General features: G+C 63.5%; 10 protein-coding genes. All 10 read left to right on the top strand.

Features of this window, described 5'->3' with window-relative positions; genetic code table 11:
- The first annotated feature begins 113 nt into the window (after positions 1–113).
- Positions 114–1,451 (top strand): trigger factor, encoded by a 1,338-nt coding sequence (tig, locus tag BM046_RS03485; RefSeq protein ID WP_090537052.1) that lies wholly within the window; start codon positions 114–116, stop codon positions 1,449–1,451.
- Between the two features lie 121 nt (positions 1,452–1,572).
- Complete coding sequence (gene clpP, locus BM046_RS03480) at positions 1,573–2,214, top strand: ATP-dependent Clp endopeptidase proteolytic subunit ClpP (RefSeq protein ID WP_090537050.1); 642 nt, start codon at positions 1,573–1,575, stop codon at positions 2,212–2,214.
- Between the two features lie 153 nt (positions 2,215–2,367).
- A complete protein-coding gene (gene clpX, locus BM046_RS03475; RefSeq protein ID WP_090537048.1) occupies positions 2,368–3,651 on the top strand; it encodes an ATP-dependent Clp protease ATP-binding subunit ClpX in 1,284 nt (427 codons plus the stop codon).
- A 244-nt stretch (positions 3,652–3,895) separates the two neighbouring features.
- Positions 3,896–6,295 carry an endopeptidase La gene (gene lon / locus BM046_RS03470; protein WP_090537046.1) on the top strand — a complete coding sequence of 800 codons (2,400 nt, stop codon included), beginning with the start codon at positions 3,896–3,898 and terminating at the stop codon, positions 6,293–6,295.
- Between the two features lie 211 nt (positions 6,296–6,506).
- Entirely contained in the window at positions 6,507–6,779 is a 273-nt protein-coding gene (locus tag BM046_RS03465) for an HU family DNA-binding protein (RefSeq protein ID WP_090537044.1), read from the top strand.
- Positions 6,780–6,992: 213 nt separating this feature from the next.
- Complete coding sequence (locus tag BM046_RS03460; protein ID WP_090537042.1) at positions 6,993–8,873, top strand: SurA N-terminal domain-containing protein; 1,881 nt, start codon at positions 6,993–6,995, stop codon at positions 8,871–8,873.
- Between the two features lie 289 nt (positions 8,874–9,162).
- Entirely contained in the window at positions 9,163–10,326 is a 1,164-nt protein-coding gene (locus BM046_RS03455; protein WP_090537040.1) for an efflux RND transporter periplasmic adaptor subunit, read from the top strand.
- 31 nt (positions 10,327–10,357) lie between these two features.
- On the top strand, positions 10,358–13,444 hold the full coding sequence (locus tag BM046_RS03450) for a multidrug efflux RND transporter permease subunit (RefSeq protein ID WP_090537038.1): 3,087 nt from the start codon (positions 10,358–10,360) through the stop codon (positions 13,442–13,444).
- Positions 13,441–16,539 (top strand): efflux RND transporter permease subunit, encoded by a 3,099-nt coding sequence (locus BM046_RS03445; RefSeq protein WP_090537035.1) that lies wholly within the window; start codon positions 13,441–13,443, stop codon positions 16,537–16,539. The genes BM046_RS03450 and BM046_RS03445 overlap by 4 nt, the downstream gene beginning before the upstream one ends.
- Positions 16,536–17,948: an efflux transporter outer membrane subunit gene (locus tag BM046_RS03440; protein ID WP_090537033.1), complete on the top strand. Its 1,413-nt coding sequence runs from the start codon at positions 16,536–16,538 to the stop codon at positions 17,946–17,948. Before BM046_RS03445 ends, BM046_RS03440 begins: the two co-directional genes overlap by 4 nt.
- The last annotated feature ends 16 nt before the right edge of the window (positions 17,949–17,964 follow it).

The following is a 17,964-nucleotide window of genomic DNA, read 5'->3' as shown; positions in this document are numbered from 1 at the left end:
AGGTGGCAGGTGATAGTGGGTAATCCGGCTTGCGGGGAGAGGTCATCAGCCTCTAGAATGTTCGCCTTTTATTTGATCACTCACATACTCTGTCTGTTCAACGAGGGCTCTACATGCAAGTTTCGGTTGAAACCATCTCCGGTCTTGAGCGCCGCATGACTGTCGGCATTCCTGCCGAGCGCATCGAAAACGAAGTCAACAAGCGCCTGCAGCAGACTGCTCGTCGTGCGCGCATTGATGGTTTCCGTCCGGGCAAGGTGCCGATGAGCGTCATTCGCAAGCGCTTCGGTGCATCCGCACGTCAGGAAGTCATCGGTGAAGTCATCCAGTCTTCCTTCTATGAAGCCATCGTTCAGGAAAAACTGAACCCCGCCGGCGCGCCGAGCGTGGAGCCGAAGGAGCTGAGTGAAGGCAAGGACTTCGAGTACATCGCCACTTTCGAGGTTTACCCGGAAGTGACCCTGGGCGACTTCGCCCAGATCTCCGTTGAGCGCATCGAGTCCGAAGTGACCGACGCCGACCTGGACAACATGCTGGAAATCCTGCGCAAGCAGCACACCAGCTACGAAGCCGTGGAGCGCGAAGCTGCCAATGACGATCAGCTGACCATTGACTTCACCGGTCGTATTGATGGTGAAGCCTTCGCCGGCGGTACCGCCAGCAATACCAAGCTGGTGCTGGGTTCCGGTCGCATGATCCCCGGTTTCGAAGACGGTCTGGTCGGTGCCAAGGCCGGTGAAAGCCGCACTGTCAGCGTGACCTTCCCCGAGGATTATCAGAACCTGGATCTGGCCGGCAAGGCCGCCGAGTTCGAAATCATGGTCCACGAAGTCGCCGAGGCCAGGCTGCCCGAGCTGAACGACGAGTTCTTCGCCCGTTTCGGCGTGGAAGAGGGTGGTCTGGAAGGTTTCCGCGCCGAAGTTCGCAAGAACATGGAGCGTGAGCTGCGTCAGGCCATCAAGGGCAAGACCAAGACCCAGGTAATGGACGGTCTGCTCAAGACCAACGAAGTCGAAGTGCCCAAGGCGCTGATCAGCAGCGAGATCGATCGTCTGCGTCAGCAGGCCGTTCAGCAGTTCGGCGGTGCCAACTTCGATCCCAGCCAGCTGCCGGCCGAGCTGTTCGAGGACCAGGCCAAGCGTCGCGTGACCCTGGGTCTGATCGTCGCCGAGATCGTCAAGCAGAACGAGATCAAGCCTGACGAGGACCGCGTCCGCGCCATGGTGGAAGAGCTGGCCTCTGCCTACCAGGAGCCGCAGCAGGTGATCAACTGGTACATGCAGAACGAGCAGCAGCTGGCCGAGATCCAGTCTGTTGTGCTGGAAGAGCAAGTCGTGGATACTGTCCTGCAGAAGGCCAAGGTGACTGAGAAGAAGGTCTCCTATGAAGAGGCCGTTAAGCCGGCCCAGCCTGAGCTGGAAGAGGCGGCAGAAGGCAGCGAAGACGAATAATCGTTGCTGAAGTGATGCAGTGCACTGAGCCAGCCCTAGGGCTGGCTCATGTGTTTATGGAAACCCCGATCATCGGCGCCCCGGGGTTTACGCGACAGGCAAAGTGGAGTGACAGCAGAGCATGATTCATAACAGCTATACCGGTTTTCCGCCGGAAATTAAGGCCGCTGGCGGTCTGGTCCCCATGGTCGTCGAGCAATCGGCCCGGGGTGAGCGTTCCTACGATATCTACTCGCGTCTGCTCAAGGAGCGGGTCATCTTCCTGGTGGGTCAGGTCGAGGACTACATGGCCAACCTGGTCGTGGCGCAGCTGCTGTTCCTGGAGTCGGAGAACCCGGACAAGGACATCCACCTGTACATCAACTCACCGGGCGGGTCGGTGACGGCGGGCATGGCGATCTACGACACCATGCAGTTCATCAAGCCTAACGTCAGCACCCTGTGCATCGGTCAGGCCTGCAGCATGGGCGCCTTCCTGCTGGCCGGCGGTGCCGAGGGCAAGCGCTTCGCGCTGCCACATTCGCGGGTGATGATCCACCAGCCGCTGGGCGGATTCCAGGGTCAGGCGTCGGACATCGAGATCCATGCCCGCGAGATCCTGTATATTCGCGAGCGCCTGAACAAGATCCTCGCGCATCACACCGGCCAGCCGCTGGACGTGATTGCCCGGGATACCGATCGTGACCGCTTCATGAGCGCCGCCGAGGCCGCTGAATACGGCCTGATCGACCAGGTGCTGGAGCGCCGTCCCAGCGCCGAGTAAACAATTGCTTCAACCGGCCCCGGCAGAACGGGGCCGACAACTATCCAGTCAGCCTGGCCCCGCCGGTGGGTGAGGTCGGCAGGTTACACTTGCAAAGAGCAGGGGTTGCCCTCATCTTAGGTTGCAAGAGCGTTCCGTAAGCAGGGGTTTTAGATGACAGATATGACTGGCAAGGGTGATGACAACGGCAAGCTGCTGTATTGCTCCTTCTGCGGCAAGAGCCAGCATGAAGTGCGCAAGCTGATTGCCGGCCCTTCCGTATTCATTTGTGACGAGTGTGTCGATCTGTGTAACGACATCATTCGTGAGGAAGTGCAGGAAAGCCAGAGCGATACCGGTGAGCACAAGCTGCCGTCGCCCATGGAAATCTGCGGCATCCTCGACCAGTACGTGATTGGCCAGCAACAGGCCAAGAAAGTGCTGTCGGTAGCGGTCTACAACCACTACAAGCGCCTCAACCAGCGCGATGGAAAGGATGACGTGGAGCTGGGCAAGAGCAATATCCTGGTCATCGGTCCCACCGGTTCCGGCAAGACCCTGCTGGCGGAAACCCTGGCTCGTCTGCTCAATGTGCCCTTCACCATTGCCGACGCGACCACGCTGACCGAGGCCGGTTACGTGGGTGAGGATGTCGAGAACATCATCCAGAAGCTGCTGCAGAAGTGCGATTACGATGTGGAGAAGGCCCAGATGGGTATCGTCTACATTGACGAGATCGACAAGATCTCCCGCAAGTCGGACAACCCGTCCATCACCCGCGACGTATCGGGCGAGGGCGTGCAGCAGGCGTTGCTGAAGCTGATCGAGGGCACTGTTGCCTCGGTTCCGCCCCAGGGTGGGCGCAAGCATCCCCAGCAGGAGTTCCTGCAGGTGGATACGCGCAATATCCTGTTCATCTGCGGCGGCGCCTTTGCTGGTCTGGAGAAAGTCATCCGTGACCGTTCCGAGAAGAGCGGTATAGGCTTCAATGCCAGCGTGCGCAGCAAGGACGATGGCAAGCGGGTAGGCGATACCCTGATGCAGGTGGAGCCCGACGACCTGGTGCGTTTCGGTCTGATCCCCGAGTTCGTTGGTCGTCTGCCGGTCATCGCTACCCTGTCCGAGCTGGACGAGGAGGCGCTGATCCAGATCCTCACCGAGCCGAAGAACTCGCTGACCAAGCAGTATGGTCGCCTGTTCGAGATGGAAGGGGTCGAGCTGGAATTCCGCACCGACGCGCTGAAGGCCATTGCCCAGCGCGCGCTCAAGCGCAAGACCGGCGCCCGCGGCCTGCGCTCGATCCTGGAGAACGTACTGCTGGATACCATGTACGAGATCCCCTCGATCGAGAACGTCAGCAAGGTGGTCATCGACGAGAACGTGATCAGTGGCAACGCCAAGCCGCTGCTGATCTACGAGAGCGCCGAGCAGCCGCCCAAGGCCATGCCGGAAGACTGAGCACTACCCGATGCGCCGCCGCTCCGGCGGCGCATCGACCGTCCGCAGTACCCATCTGATTTATCCCCCTTGTGCCACCGCCCCGAAGCCCGGACACCATCGGCTACCCGGCGAACGCATGCGGAATGCTTTATGCCCACTCATGCCTTGTAATTTTCCGGTGGCGCCCTCATCTTGAACCCATGAAAGATATCAATTCCGGGTGCAGCCAGTGTCTGTACCCCACAGCGAGCGAGCACAAGCCATGACGAGTTCCAGCGTTTTTCCGCTACTGCCACTGCGTGATGTGGTGGTATTCCCCCACATGGTCATTCCCTTGTTCGTTGGTCGCAGCAAATCGATCGAGGCACTGGAAGCCGCCATGCAGGGCGACAAGCAGGTTCTGCTGATGACCCAGCGCAACCCCGCCGTCGATGACCCCGAGGCAGAGGACCTGTACCGCGTAGGCACCCTGGCCACCATACTGCAGCTGCTCAAGTTGCCGGACGGTACCGTCAAGGTGCTGGTGGAGGGTGAACAGCGCGCCCAGGTCGAGCAGCTGGAGGAAGTTGACGGTTATCAGCAGGCCCGCGTCCAGCTGGTCGAGGAGCCGTTGCCGGAGGAGCGAGAGGCCGAGGTACTGGCGCGCACCCTGATGAGCCAGTTCGAGCAGTTCGTCAATCTGGGCAAGAAGGTACCGCCGGAGGCGGTCAGCTCCCTGTCCGGTATAGAGGACGTGCGACGACTGGTTGACACCATGACTGCCCACCTGAACCTCAAGGTCGAGCAGAAGCAGCAGATCCTGGAAATCGCCTCGGTGCGCGACAGGGTCGAGCATGTACTGGGTGTGCTGGATACCGAGATCGACCTGCTGCAGGTGGAAAAACGCATCCGCGGCCGGGTCAAGAAGCAGATGGAGCGCAGCCAGCGCGAGTACTATCTGAACGAGCAGATGAAGGCCATCCAGAAGGAGATGGGGGCGTCCGAGGACGGCTCCAGCGAGCTGGATGAGCTGCAGAAACGCGTCGAGTCGGCGGGCATGAGCAAGGAGGCCCTGGAGAAGGCCAAGGCCGAGCTGAACAAGCTCAAGATGATGTCGCCGATGTCCGCCGAAGCGACCGTGGTGCGCTCCTATATCGAATGGCTGGCCAATGTACCCTGGAAGAAGACCACCAAGGTGCGGCATGACCTGGATCACGCCCAGAAGGTGCTGGACAGCGACCACTACGGGCTGGATGAGGTCAAGGAGCGCATTGTCGAGTATCTGGCGGTCCAGAAGCGGGTACGCAAGCTGAAAGGCCCGGTGCTCTGCCTGGTCGGCCCGCCCGGTGTGGGCAAGACCTCCCTCGGCGAGTCCCTGGCCCGTGCCACCAACCGCAAGTTCGTGCGCATGGCCCTGGGTGGCGTGCGTGACGAAGCGGAGATCCGCGGTCACCGTCGTACCTACATCGGTTCCATGCCCGGGAAACTGGTCCAGAAGCTGAGCAAGGTCGGGGTGAAGAACCCGCTGTTCCTGCTCGACGAGATCGACAAGATGGCCCAGGACATGCGGGGCGATCCGGCTTCGGCACTGCTCGAGGTGCTGGACCCGGAACAGAACCACGCCTTCAGTGACCACTATCTGGAGGTCGATTACGACCTGTCCGAGGTGATGTTCGTCTGCACCGCAAACTCGATGAACATCCCCGGGCCGCTGCTCGATCGCATGGAGGTGATCCGCATTCCCGGCTATACCGAAGCCGAGAAGATCAATATTGCCCAGCGGTACCTGGTGCCCAAGCAGCTGAAGAACAACGGGCTGAAGAAGGACGAGCTGGCCTTCACCGAGGACTCCCTGCGTGACCTGATTCGCTACTACACCCGGGAAGCCGGCGTGCGCGGCCTGGAGCGTCAGATTGCCAAGGTGTGCCGCAAGGTGGTGCGTGAGCACGCCGGTCAGCGCAGTTACCCGAAGGTGCTGGTGGACAGCGAGCTGCTGGAGAAACACCTGGGTGTACACAAGTTCAAGTACGGGCTGGCCGAGGAAAGTGACCAGATCGGTCAGGTTACCGGCCTGGCCTGGACCCAGGTCGGGGGTGAACTGCTGAGCCTGGAAGCGGCAGTGATGCCCGGCAAGGGCCGTCAGATCAAGACCGGGTCCCTGGGCGATGTGATGCAGGAGTCGATCAGTGCGGCCATGACCGTGGTGCGCAGCCGCGCTGCCAGTCTGGGTCTGCCGAGCGACTTCCATGAGCAGCACGACGTGCATATTCACGTGCCCGAAGGGGCCACGCCCAAGGACGGCCCCAGCGCCGGTATCGGCATGTGCACCGCGCTGGTGTCGGCACTGACCAGGATTCCGGTACGCGCCGATGTGGCCATGACCGGTGAGATCACCCTGCGCGGTCAGGTGCTGCCCATTGGCGGGCTCAAGGAAAAACTGCTGGCGGCACATCGCGGTGGAATCAGGACCGTCATCATTCCCCATGACAACCTGAAAGACCTGAAGGAGATTCCCGACAATATCAAGGAGGATATCGAGATCATCCCGGCAAAATGGATTGACGAGGTACTGCAAGTTGCGTTGCAATACATGCCGAAGCCCTTGCAGGAGGAAGGACAGGAAATGATAGCCAAGGAAGAGCCTCACAAAACTGATGTAAAAGGGCGCATCAGTACGCATTGATGGTAAGCTGGCCACCAACGGGTGCGGGGCGGTAAACCCCGGCCCAGCGCCACGCTACCGTTACCGCAAGCATTCCTTGACATGGTTTTTAAGCGCTTGTTATAAAGCGTGCTTCGACCAAAGCAGGTATGCTGACTGGCTACAGCGTTGCTAGAACCACAAGCTTACATAACGACTAACTAACTCATTGAGAGATATAAGGGGACTTAGAGTGAACAAGTCTGAACTGATTGATGCCATCGCTGCATCTGCCGATCTTCCCAAAGCTGCTGCCGGTCGTGCTCTGGACGCCGTCATCGAGTCCATTACCGGTGCTCTGAAAGCAGGTGATTCGGTTGTTCTGGTTGGTTTTGGTACCTTCGCCGTCAAAGAGCGCGCTGCTCGCACCGGTCGCAACCCGCAAACTGGTGAGCCGATCGAGATCAGCGCCGCCAAGATCCCGGGCTTCAAGGCTGGCAAGGCACTGAAGGACGCTGTCAACTGATAGCGTCACGTAACTGACAGGACATACCCGCACCCGGCACCATGTGCGGTATGCAACGGACTCCTGGTCAGCATTACAGACACAGAGGTTCAGTCAGTTCCCGAAAGGCGCATCATCAGGTGCGCCTTTTTTATTGCACAGAATAAACAGGCAGGGCATGACCCTGCCGCGTTGTCCGGCACGCCGGGCGATCAGAAGAATTTTGGGGGCACGATGCTTCAGAATATGAGGGACAAGGCGCAGAGCTGGGTCGCGAAAGTGATCGTCGGCGTCATTGTTCTGGTTTTCGCGATGACAGGCTGGGAGTCGATCAGCCGCTTCACCAGCAACGAGCAGAAAGCCGCAGAAGTCAATGGTACCGTCATCAGCACCGCCGAGCTGGAGCAGGCCGTGTCCCAGCAGCGTCGTCAGCTGAGTCAGCAGCTGCAGCAGTTGGGTGAGCAGTTCGATCCCGACATGATCGACGAGCAGGTGTTGCGCCGCTCCGTATTGCAGGGGCTGATCGATCGGGCCGTGCTGCTGGACGCTGCCCGGGATGCCGATCTGCGCGTCTCCGAGCAGATGATCGACCAGATGCTGCTCAACACGCCGGACTTCCAGGTCAATGGCCAGTTCGACGCCAACCGCTTCGATGTGGTCATCCGCAACATGGGCATGAGTTCGCGCATGGCCTTCCGCGAGCTGGTGCGTCAGGAACTGATGCTGGCCCAGCTGCGCAACGGCTTCCAGGCTACGGCCTTTGCCACGCCCAGAGAGCGCGAGCAGCTGGCACTGCTGGAGAACCAGAGCCGTGATTTTGCCGTGGTGCGGATGGAGCTGGATCGCGACGCGGTGAGCGTCAGCGACGAACGCATCGAGCAGTTCTACAAGGATAATCTGTCTGACTTCATGAGTCCCGAGCAAGTCGTGCTGGAGACACTGACCCTGTCGCGCAGCGACTTCTTCGACGAGGTTGAAGTGGACGAGTCGGCTCTGGAAGCCATGTACCAGCGCGAGATCGGCAATCTGGCCGAGCAGCGTCGGGCCAGCCACATCCTGTTCCAGGTGGATGGTGATGAGGCGGCCGCCCGCGAACAGGCCGAGGCGGTCAAGGCGCGCATTGATGCCGGTGAGGATTTTGCCGAGCTGGCCCGGGAGTTCTCCCAGGATCCCGGTACCCGCAACCGTGGTGGCGATCTGGGTTACGTCGAGCGTGACAGCTTCGATCCGGCCTTCGAGGATGCCCTCTATGCCCTGGCCGAGAATGAGGTGTCCGAGCCGGTACTCAGTGAATTCGGTTATCACCTGATCAAACTGACCAAGCTGCAGTCCGCCGACGTGCCGACTCTGGAGGAGATGCGGCCGACCCTGGAGCAGGAGCTCAAAAGCGAGCAGGTGGCACGGCGCTTCGTCGAAGCCTCCCAGGAGCTGGCCAATCTTGCTTATGAATCCCCTGACCTGAGCGAGCCGGCCCGTGCGCTGAACGTCGAGCTGGAGACCCATGGCCCGCTTGAGCGCAGCGGTGGCGAGGGCATCACAGCCAACCCGCGGGTGATGGCGGCGGCCTTCAGCGAGGAAGTGCTGCTGGACCGGCGCAACAGCCAGCTGATCGAGCTGGATGCCGATACCGTGGCCGTGGTACGGGTCAAGGAGCACATCGCTTCCGAGCAGCGTTCGCTGGATGAAGTACGCAGCGAGATCGCCGATCGCCTCCAGTACCAGCTGGCGGTGGAACAGGCGGAGCAGCGTGCCGGCGAGCTGGTCGATGGTCTGCGCTCCGGTGATCTGACGGCCGAGGCCCTGGCCGAACAGCTGGGTTCCGAGTGGAACCTGCACGAAGCGGTCGGTCGCAATGATCGGGACGTGCCCCAGGCGCTGCTGCGCCAGGTGTTCACCATGCCGCGCCCGGACGGCGCGCCGGTCTACGGGCATTTCCGTCAGCCGGACGGCAGCCAGTGGATAGTGGAATTGCGCGGCGTATCCATCCCCGAGGAGGCTGCCGCCCAGGCGCAGGAACCGATGTACGGCTACTACATCGCCGGCCAGACCGGTGAGCAGGACTTCGCCGCGCTGCGTGAAGCGCTGGAGAAGGACGCCGACGTAGAGCGCTACTGAACCCGGCGCAGCCGCCTCCCTGAACGGGGCGGTTCCCAGGAAAGCCGCATGTCCAGCGATGGATATGCGGTTTTTTTGTTCAAGCTGCTTGCCTGTAAATCCGTGCCAGGTCGCCTGGCTGCCGGCAATCTCCCGGACCCGGTGTGTTTTCTGTCATGAAACAAGGGCTTAAGGATACTTCCTGTAAACGGAATCCTTTGCACGCCGCTGGCCGATCTATTACTGTTTCCGCTGCTGCTATTGGGCCATGATGTGCTCTGGCCCCCAACTTACGGGTTTGCATGTTTCCATGACCGATGCTCCGTCCTTGTCTGTCCGCCACAAACGCCTGATCGGTATCCTTCTGCTCATCCTGGTTCTCGGCGGGATCTGGTATCTGCTGTCACGTACGCCGCCTTCTGCGCCGGCTTTTCAGCGGGGCGCGTGGAACCAGGCCACCCCGGTACATGTGGTGCCGGCTGCGCGCGGCAGTCTCGATGTGCAGATCAAGGCCATTGGGACAGTCACTCCGCTGCACTCTGTGGTAGTGCGCAGCAGGGTCGATGGTGAGCTGCTGCGGGTGCACTTCAACGAAGGCAGCGAGGTAGAGCAGGGCGCGTTGCTGGCGGAAATCGACCCGGCCCCCTACCGGGCCCGCCTGGCCCAGGCCGAAGGGCAGGCCCAGCAGATTCAGGCTCAGCTGGCCAACGCCCGGGCCGATCTGGAACTCTACGAGGGGCTCTGGGAACAGGACTCCATCGCCCGCCAGCAGCTGACCAGTCAGCGCGCGCTGGTTGAGGAGCTGCAGGGCAGTCTCAAGGCCAATACCGCCCAGGTCGAGGATGCGCGGCTGCAGTTGTCCTGGACCCGCATCGTGGCCCCCATTGCCGGCCGCCTGGGTCTGCGACGCATCGATCCCGGCAACCAGGTCAGCAGTGGTGATACCGAGGGGCTGGTGACCATCACCCAGATGCGCCCCATCGCTGTGGAGTTCAGCGTCCCGGAGCCGGATGTCCCGGCCCTGCGTCGGGCGATGGCAGCTGACGGCGAGCTGGCGGTGCAGGCCCTGGACCGTGATGGCCGCAACCTGCTGGCCAGCGGCCGCCTGCAGACCCTCGACAGCCAGATCGATCTGGGCACGGGTACCCTCAGAGCCAAGGCGGTGTTCGCCAACGAGGATACTGCGCTGTTCCCCAACCAGTTCGTCAATGTCAGCCTCAAGCTGCAGACCCTCAGCTCGGTGATCACCATCCCCTCGGATGCGGTGCAGTTCGGCTCACGCGGCACCTATGTGTATCTGGTCAACCCGGAGGAGAACCGTGCCTACTCCCGGGTCATCACCCTCGGGGCCAGTGCCGACGGCCGGGTGGCCGTGGTCGAAGGGCTGGACGAGGGGGATCTGGTGGTGCTGGAGGGGCTGGACCGCCTGCGCGATGGGCGCGAAGTGATCATCAGCGAGCGGGACGGAGAGTGATGAACTTCGACCCTGCTGACAGCATGCCGGCATGAACAGCCTGTCCCGCCCCTTCATCCTCCGGCCGGTAGCCACCTCGCTGCTGATGCTGGCCTTTCTGATCACCGGGCTGATCGCCTGGCGGCTGCTGCCGGTGGCGGCATTGCCCCAGGTGGACTATCCCATCATTCAGGTATTCACCTTCCAGCCCGGGGCCGGGCCCAAGGTCACCTCGCGCACCATTACCGCGCCTCTGGAACGGCATCTGGGGCAGATACCCGGGCTCAAGCAGATGTCCTCCACCAGCTCCGCCGGAGCCTCGGTGATCACCCTGCAGTTTGCCCTGGAGGTGGATCTGGGCGTGGCCGAGCAGGAGGTGCAGGCGGCGATCAACACTGCCGACAGCCTGCTGCCCAATGATCTGCCCGCCCCGCCGATCTACCGCAAGGTGAACCCGGCCGACGCCCCCATACTGACGCTGGCGATCACCTCGGATACGCTGCCACTGCCGGTGGTTCACGACCTGGTGGATACCCGCATGGCGCAGAAGCTGGCCCAGTTGTCCGGTGTCGGTATGGTCAGCCTGGCCGGCGGCCAGCGCCCGGCATTGCGGGTGCAGGTCAATCCCGGAGCGCTGGCGGCCCGGGGCATGAGCCTGGAAGATGTGCGGGCGGCGATTGCCGCGACCAACGTCAACCAGCCCAAGGGCAGCTTCGACGGCCCGCACCGCACCACCATGCTGGATGCCAACGACCAGATCCGCTCGGTGGATGACTACCGCAACCTGATTCTGGCCTGGGAGGAGGGCGCGGCGCTGCGCCTGGGCGATGTGGCACAGATCATCGATGGTGCCGAGGACCGCTTCCTAGCAGCCTGGGCCGATACCCAGCCGGCGGTGCTGCTCAATGTGCAGCGTCAGCCCGGGGCCAATGTCATCGAGGTCGCCGATCGGGTGCAGGCGCTGCTGCCGCAGCTGACTGCGACCCTGCCGGCGGCGGTGGATGTCATGGTGCTGACCGACCGCACCCAGAGCATCCGCGCCTCGGTGCGGGATGTCCAGCATGAGCTGCTGTTTGCCATCGGCCTGGTGGTGCTGGTGACCTTCGTGTTTCTGCGCAGCGTACCGGCGACCATCATCCCCGGGATCGCCGTGCCCCTGTCGCTGGTGGGCACCTTCGGCTTCATGTACCTGATGGGTTATTCGATCAACAACCTGACCCTGATGGCCCTGACCATCGCCACGGGGTTCGTCGTGGACGATGCCATCGTCATGCTGGAGAACATCGCCAGGCACCGCGAGCAGGGCGCCTCGCCGTTGCAGGCGGCGCTGAGGGGCGCGGCGCAGATCGGTTTCACGCTCATTTCCCTGACACTGTCCCTGATCGCGGTATTGATTCCCCTGCTGTTCATGGGCGATCTGGTCGGTCGACTGTTCCACGAGTTCGCCGTCACCCTGGCGGTGGCCATCGCCATTTCTCTGGTGGTATCCCTGACCCTGACGCCGATGATGTGCGCGCGCATGCTGACCTCGACCTCGACAGCGGATGCAGAGGAGCACGGGGCCGGCTTCATGGGGCGGGTGATCCGCCGTTACGGCCGGATGCTCGACTGGGCGCTGGACCGTCAACCGCTGATGCTGCTGGTGATGCTGGCCACCATAGGACTGACGGTGCTGCTCTATGTCCTGGTTCCCAAGGGCTTCTTTCCCGCTCAGGACAGCGGCGTGATTCAGGTGGTCACCGAGGCGCCCCAGGATATTTCCTTTGCCGCCATGGGCGAGCGGCAGCAGTTGCTGGCCGAGGCGCTGCTGGCCGATGAGGGTGTGGTCAGCCTGTCATCCTTCATCGGGGTAGACGGCACCAATCCCAGTCTCAACAGCGGCCGCATGTTCATCAACCTGCCGCCGCACAGCGAGCGCAGCGAGTCGGTGTTCACCGTGATAGACCGGCTGCGGGACCGGGCCACCGAGGTCGAGGGCATCCAGGCCTGGTTCCAGCCGGTGCAGGAACTCAGTATCGAGGACCGGGTGGCCCGTACCCAGTACCAATTCACCCTCACCAGTCTGGACAGCGAGACCCTGGGGGAATGGGTGCCCAGGGTGATCGAGCAGTTACGCGAGCGGCCGGAGCTGACCGACGTGGCGGCGGATCTGCAGCACCGTGGTCAGGAGCTGTATCTGGAGATCGACCGGGACGCAGCGGCGCGGCTGGGTGTGAGCGTGTCCACCGTTGCCCAGGTGCTACAGAACGCCTTCGGTCAGCGCCAGATCTCGACCCTGTTCACCCAGTCCAACCAGTACCGGGTGGTACTGGAGATGGACCCGGCGCTGGCTGCCGGACCTGACGCCCTGCGCAGTATCCATGTGCCTGCGCCCGGTGGTCAGATACCCCTGGCCAGTCTCGCCCGCCTGCATCAGCGGGCGACGCCGCTGATGGTCAATCACCAGGGTCAGTTCCCGGTCGCCACCGTGTCCTTCAATCTCGCTGCGGGCACCTCCCTGGGGCAAGCGGTGGACGCCATCGAGCAGGTTCAGCAGCAGCTGCAGCTGCCGGAGGATATCGAGATCCGCTTCCAGGGCGCGGCGCAGGCCTTCCAGGCGTCACTGGCCAACAGCCTGTGGCTGATCCTGGCGGCGATCCTGACCATGTACATAGTGCTGGGGGTGCTCTACGAGAGCACCATTCACCCGCTGACCATTCTGTCTACCTTGCCCTCGGCCACCGTTGGCGCGCTGCTGGCCCTGCTGCTTACCGGCCGGGCGCTGGACATGATTGCCGTGGTCGGGGTGGTGCTGCTGATCGGGCTGGTGAAGAAGAACGGCATCATGATGGTCGACTTCGCCCTGGAGGCCCAGCGGGTCCAGGGCATGGCGCCCCGTGAGGCCATCCACCGCGCCGCCATGCTGCGTTTCCGCCCCATCCTGATGACCACCCTGGCGGCTCTGTTCGGCGCGCTGCCACTGATGCTGGCCAGCGGTTCGGGGGCCGAGCTGCGCCAGCCGCTGGGTCTGGTGATGGTGGGCGGATTGCTGGTAAGTCAGGTGCTTACGCTGTTCACCACGCCCGTGGTCTATCTGCTGTTCGACCGCTTCAGTCGGCGTCCTGGGCCGGCGCCGGACGTGCGGGTGCAGGTCGGATGAACCCGGCCAGCCTGTTCGTCAGTCGACCTGTGGCCAGCTGTCTGCTGGCCCTGGCGCTGCTGGCCTGCGGGCTGCTGTGCTGGCGGTTGCTGCCGGTAGCGCCCTTGCCCGAGGTGGATTTTCCGGTGATCACGGTCAATGCCAGCCTGCCGGGCGCGAGCCCGGAAAGCATGGCCGCCACCGTGGCCACACCCCTGGAGCGGGCCCTGGGCGCCATATCAGGCGTGGTGGCCATCACCTCCAGCAGCAATCAGGGCAGTACCCAGATCATGCTGCAGTTCGAGCTGGACAGGGACATCGACGAGGCGGCCAGAGAGGTGCAGGCGGCGATCAACTCGGTGCGCGGCGAGCTGCCCGCGGGCATGCCCGGCAACCCCCAGTACCGCAAGGTCAACCCGTCCCAGGCGCCGATCATGGCCCTGGCGCTGAGCTCGCCCAATCTCGCCTCCAGCGCCCTCTACGATGCGGCCTCCACCATCCTGGCGCAGAAGCTGGCGCAGATTGCAGGGGTAGGGGAGGTCAGTGTCTCCGGGGCCTCGCTGCCGGCGGTGCGGGTGCAGCTGGATCCCGGGGCGTTGCTGCACAACGGCATCGCGCTGGATGAAGTCCGCAACGCCATCACCCAGAGCACCGCCCTGTATCCGCTGGGATTCGTCGAGGAGCAGGCCCATCGCTGGCGGCTGGGCATCAGCGATTCGCTGCGCACCGCCGAGGAATACCGCAATCTGGTCATCCGCCACCGCGATGGCGCCGTGGTCCGTCTGGGTGACCTGGCCACCGTGACCGACTCGGTGGAAAACCGTTACACCAGCGGCTTCCACAACCATGATCCGGCGGTGATCCTGATGATCAGCCGCCAGAGCGGGGCCAATATTGTTCGCACCATAGATGCCATTCATGCGCAGTTGCCGCACCTGCAGGCCCTGATGCCGGCTGACAGCGAGCTGGCGGTGGTCATGGATCGCTCGCCGGTGATCCGCGCGACCCTCAACGAGGCGCAGTTCACCCTGATGCTGGCCTCGCTGCTGGTGGTACTGGTGGTCTGGCTGTTCCTCGGCAGTGCGCGCACCGCACTGATTCCGTCGGTGGCCCTGCCGGTATCCCTGGTCGGCAGCTTCGTGGTGATGTACCTGTACGGCTTCTCGCTGAACAACCTGTCGCTGATGGCGCTGATTGTTGCCGCCGGGCTGGTGGTGGACGATGCCATAGTGGTGCTGGAGAACGTCGAGCGGCATATCGAAAGCGGTCTGCCGCCGCTGCGTGCCGCCCTTCGGGGGGCCGGCGAGGTGGGATTTACCCTGCTGGCAATGAACCTGGCGCTGGTGGTGGTATTCGTGTCCATCCTGTTCATGGGCGGGGTGGTGGAACGTCTGTTCCGGGAGTTCTCCATCACCCTGGCGGCGGCCATGCTGATCTCCCTGCTGGTCTCCCTGACGGTGACGCCGAGCCTCTGCGCGCTCTGGCTCAAGGGGCGGCAGGAGCAGTCGCCGGGTCGTCTGGCCCGCTATACCGCCAGCCTGTTCGGCGGGCTGCAGGATGGCTACCGCAGCAGCCTGGATTGGAGTCTGCGCCACGGCGTGCTGGTGTTGCTGGCGCTGGCGGCGGTGGTTGCCGGCAACGCCTGGCTGTACGTGAACATCACCAAGGAAACCCTGCCACAGCAGGACACCGGGCAGATTCGCGGATTCGTGCGCGGGGATGACGGCTTCTCCTTCCAGGTCATGCAGCCGAAGATAGATGCCTTCCGCCAGCACATCCTGGCCGACCCGGCGGTACAGGATCTGACCGGCACCAGCGGCGGCGCCGGTGGCACCACCAACGCCCAGCTGTCGATCAATCTCAAGCCGCTGGAGGAGCGCGGCGTGTCGGCCCAGCAGGTGATCGAACGCCTGCGCAACGGCACCCCGCAGATCCCGGGGGCGATGATGTTCCTCATGGTCGATCAGGATATCTACCTGGGTTCACCCTTCCGTCGCAGCGAGCATGAGGTGGTGCTGCGCTCGGACTCGCTGGATGCACTCAAGCTGTGGTCACGACGGGTGTCGGAAGCCATGCAGGCAATGCCGGAACTGGTGGATGTGGACGCGGCCGGCGGTGAGGAAACCCGCCAGGTGGTACTGGATATCGATCGGGAGGCTGCTCGGCGTCTGGGCGTGGACATGGCCACCATTGCCTCGGTGCTGAACAACTCCTTCTCACAGCGCCAGGTCGCTACCCTCTACGACGAGCTGAACCAGTATCGGGTAGTCATGGAGCTGGACCCGCGATTCACCAGTGATCCTGCCGTGCTGGAGCAGGTCGAGGTAGTCACCGCCGAGGGTAGCCGGGTTCCGCTGTCGACCTTCGCCAGCTGGGGCTACGGCATGGCCAGTGACCGGGTACGGCACGACGGCCAGTTCGCCTCGGTCGGCGTCGGCTATGCTCTGGCTCCGGGGGTGACTGCCTATGAGGCGGAGCAGGCCATCGAGCGGATGCTCGCCGAGATCATGCTGCCGGCCTCGGTGCATACGGTGCCCGCGTCCGCCGGCCGCCCGGATTTCAGCGTCAACCTCAATCAGCCCTGGCTGCTGCTGTGGGTGGTGCTGGCGGTGTACCTGGTGCTGGGTGTGCTCTATGAAAGCACCCTGCACCCGCTGACCATTCTCTCCACGCTGCCCTCGGCCGGGGTCGGTGCGCTGCTGGCACTGCAACTGAGCGGAACCAACTTCAGTCTGATCGCGCTGCTCGGGCTTTTTCTGTTGATCGGCGTGGTGATGAAGAACGCGATCATGATGATCGACTTTGCCCTGGTGGGGCAGCGCCGGGACGGTCTGTCCCCGCAGGCGGCCATCCGTCAGGCCGCACTGCTGCGCCTGCGCCCCATTCTGATGACCAACCTGGCCGGGTTGCTCGGCGCCGTCCCGCTGGTGCTCGGGTTCGGTGAAGGCGCCGAAATGCGCCGACCCCTGGGCATCGCCATCATCGGCGGTCTGGCGGTCAGCCAGCTGCTGACCCTGTATACCACGCCGGTGATCTACCTCTATCTTGAGCGCCTGCGTCAGCGGGTGCTGCGCCGCCGGAATACCCCGGCCGATCCTGTGAATGCATCGCCATGAAGATCCCTATTTCCACACTGTCACTCTCCGCCTGCCTGCTGCTGTCGGCCTGCACCCTGGGGCCGGATCATGTGCCGCCGGATACCATAGATACCACCCAGCTTCGCTACCAGGACGGCTGGCAGCCGGTGCCGGCGGACAGCTGGGCGGCCAGTGGCAGCTGGTGGACGGCTTTTGATGACGAGGCACTCAGCCAGCTGGTCGAACAGAGCCTGACGGCAAACCAGACCCTGGCCCAGGCCGAAGCGCGCTACCGTGCCGCCGAAGCGCAGTGGCGCCAGAGCCGGGGCGCGCGGGTGCCCGAGCTGGGCGCGGGGCTGGGCGCCACGCGCAGCGGCGGCAGCGACCGCTCCACTGCCAGTCAGTACGATGCCCGGCTGCAGGTCGGTTGGGCGCCGGATCTGTGGGGGCGGGTAAGACGCACCATCGAGGCGGATCAGGCCGGCATGCAGGCCAGCGCCGCGGATCTGGCGGCCGTGCGACTGGCGCTCCAGGTGGCGGTAGCCGAGTCCTATATCAACCTGCGCGCGCTTGACCGGCAGCAGGAGATACTGCGCGATACCCTGGCCGGCTACGAGCGCTCCGCCAGCCTGACCCGCAACCAGTATCAGGCGGGCATAGTCGCCCGTTCGGATGTGATCCAGGCGGAAACCCAGCTGCAGTCCCTGCGCACCGACCTGTATGACCTGCAGGCAGCCCGGGCCCGGGAACAGAATGCCCTGGCGGCGCTGCTCGGCGTGGCACCGGTACAGCTGAGCCTGGCCGAGCAGGGCACACTGCCTGTCGTGCCGACGCTGCCGCGCAGTCTGCCGGCCACGCTCATCGCCCGGCGCCCCGATGTGGTGGCGGCTGAGCGCCAGGTCGCTGCCGCCAACGCACGCATCGGCGTGGCCCGCACCGCCTGGCTGCCGGATGTCACTCTGGATCTCTGGGGTGGCGTGCAGAGCGGCAGTTTCAGTGGCCTGTTCGATGCCCCGGCGCGGGTGTGGTCACTGGGCCCGAGCCTGGCCCAGACCCTGCTGGACGGTGGCCAGCGCAGCGCTGCCCTGGAACTGGCCGTGGCCCGGCACGAAGAGCAGGCGGCCTTCTATCGGCAGACGGTGATCGACAGCCTGCGGGAGTTGGAAGATGTGCTGGCGACCCTGCAGATCCTCGGCGAGAAGGCCGAACAGCAGGCGGCGTTGTTGCAGCTGGCGGAGGAGAACGAGCGGGTGGCGAACAACCGTTACCGGGCCGGACAGGTGTCTTTCCTGGAAGTGGTAACGGCGCAGAATATTACCCTGGCTGCTCGTCGGGTGGCGGTGGATATCCATGCCCAGCGGCTGGCCGCCACTGTGCAGCTGGCGGCAATTATCGGCGGAGGGTGGGATCTGGAGGATCCGGTGATTCAGTCGGTGCTGGGGGAGTAGGGCCGTTTTCCCGGGC

The sequence above is a fragment of the Halopseudomonas formosensis genome, from assembly GCF_900115905.1.
GTDB lineage: Bacteria > Pseudomonadota > Gammaproteobacteria > Pseudomonadales > Pseudomonadaceae > Halopseudomonas > Halopseudomonas formosensis.
The sequence above is the reverse complement of the archived record's forward strand: the minus strand, read 5'-3'. Positions and strand labels throughout refer to the sequence as shown.

Coding starts and splice junctions, on each gene's coding strand:
- BM046_RS03460 (WP_090537042.1), top strand. CDS start 6,993: ATGCTTCAGAATATGAGGGACAAGGCGCAGAGCTGGGTCGCGAAAGTG.
- BM046_RS03450 (WP_090537038.1), top strand. CDS start 10,358: ATGAACAGCCTGTCCCGCCCCTTCATCCTCCGGCCGGTAGCCACCTCG.
- clpP (WP_090537050.1), top strand. CDS start 1,573: ATGATTCATAACAGCTATACCGGTTTTCCGCCGGAAATTAAGGCCGCT.
- lon (WP_090537046.1), top strand. CDS start 3,896: ATGACGAGTTCCAGCGTTTTTCCGCTACTGCCACTGCGTGATGTGGTG.
- BM046_RS03445 (WP_090537035.1), top strand. CDS start 13,441: ATGAACCCGGCCAGCCTGTTCGTCAGTCGACCTGTGGCCAGCTGTCTG.
- tig (WP_090537052.1), top strand. CDS start 114: ATGCAAGTTTCGGTTGAAACCATCTCCGGTCTTGAGCGCCGCATGACT.
- BM046_RS03440 (WP_090537033.1), top strand. CDS start 16,536: ATGAAGATCCCTATTTCCACACTGTCACTCTCCGCCTGCCTGCTGCTG.
- BM046_RS03455 (WP_090537040.1), top strand. CDS start 9,163: ATGACCGATGCTCCGTCCTTGTCTGTCCGCCACAAACGCCTGATCGGT.
- clpX (WP_090537048.1), top strand. CDS start 2,368: ATGACAGATATGACTGGCAAGGGTGATGACAACGGCAAGCTGCTGTAT.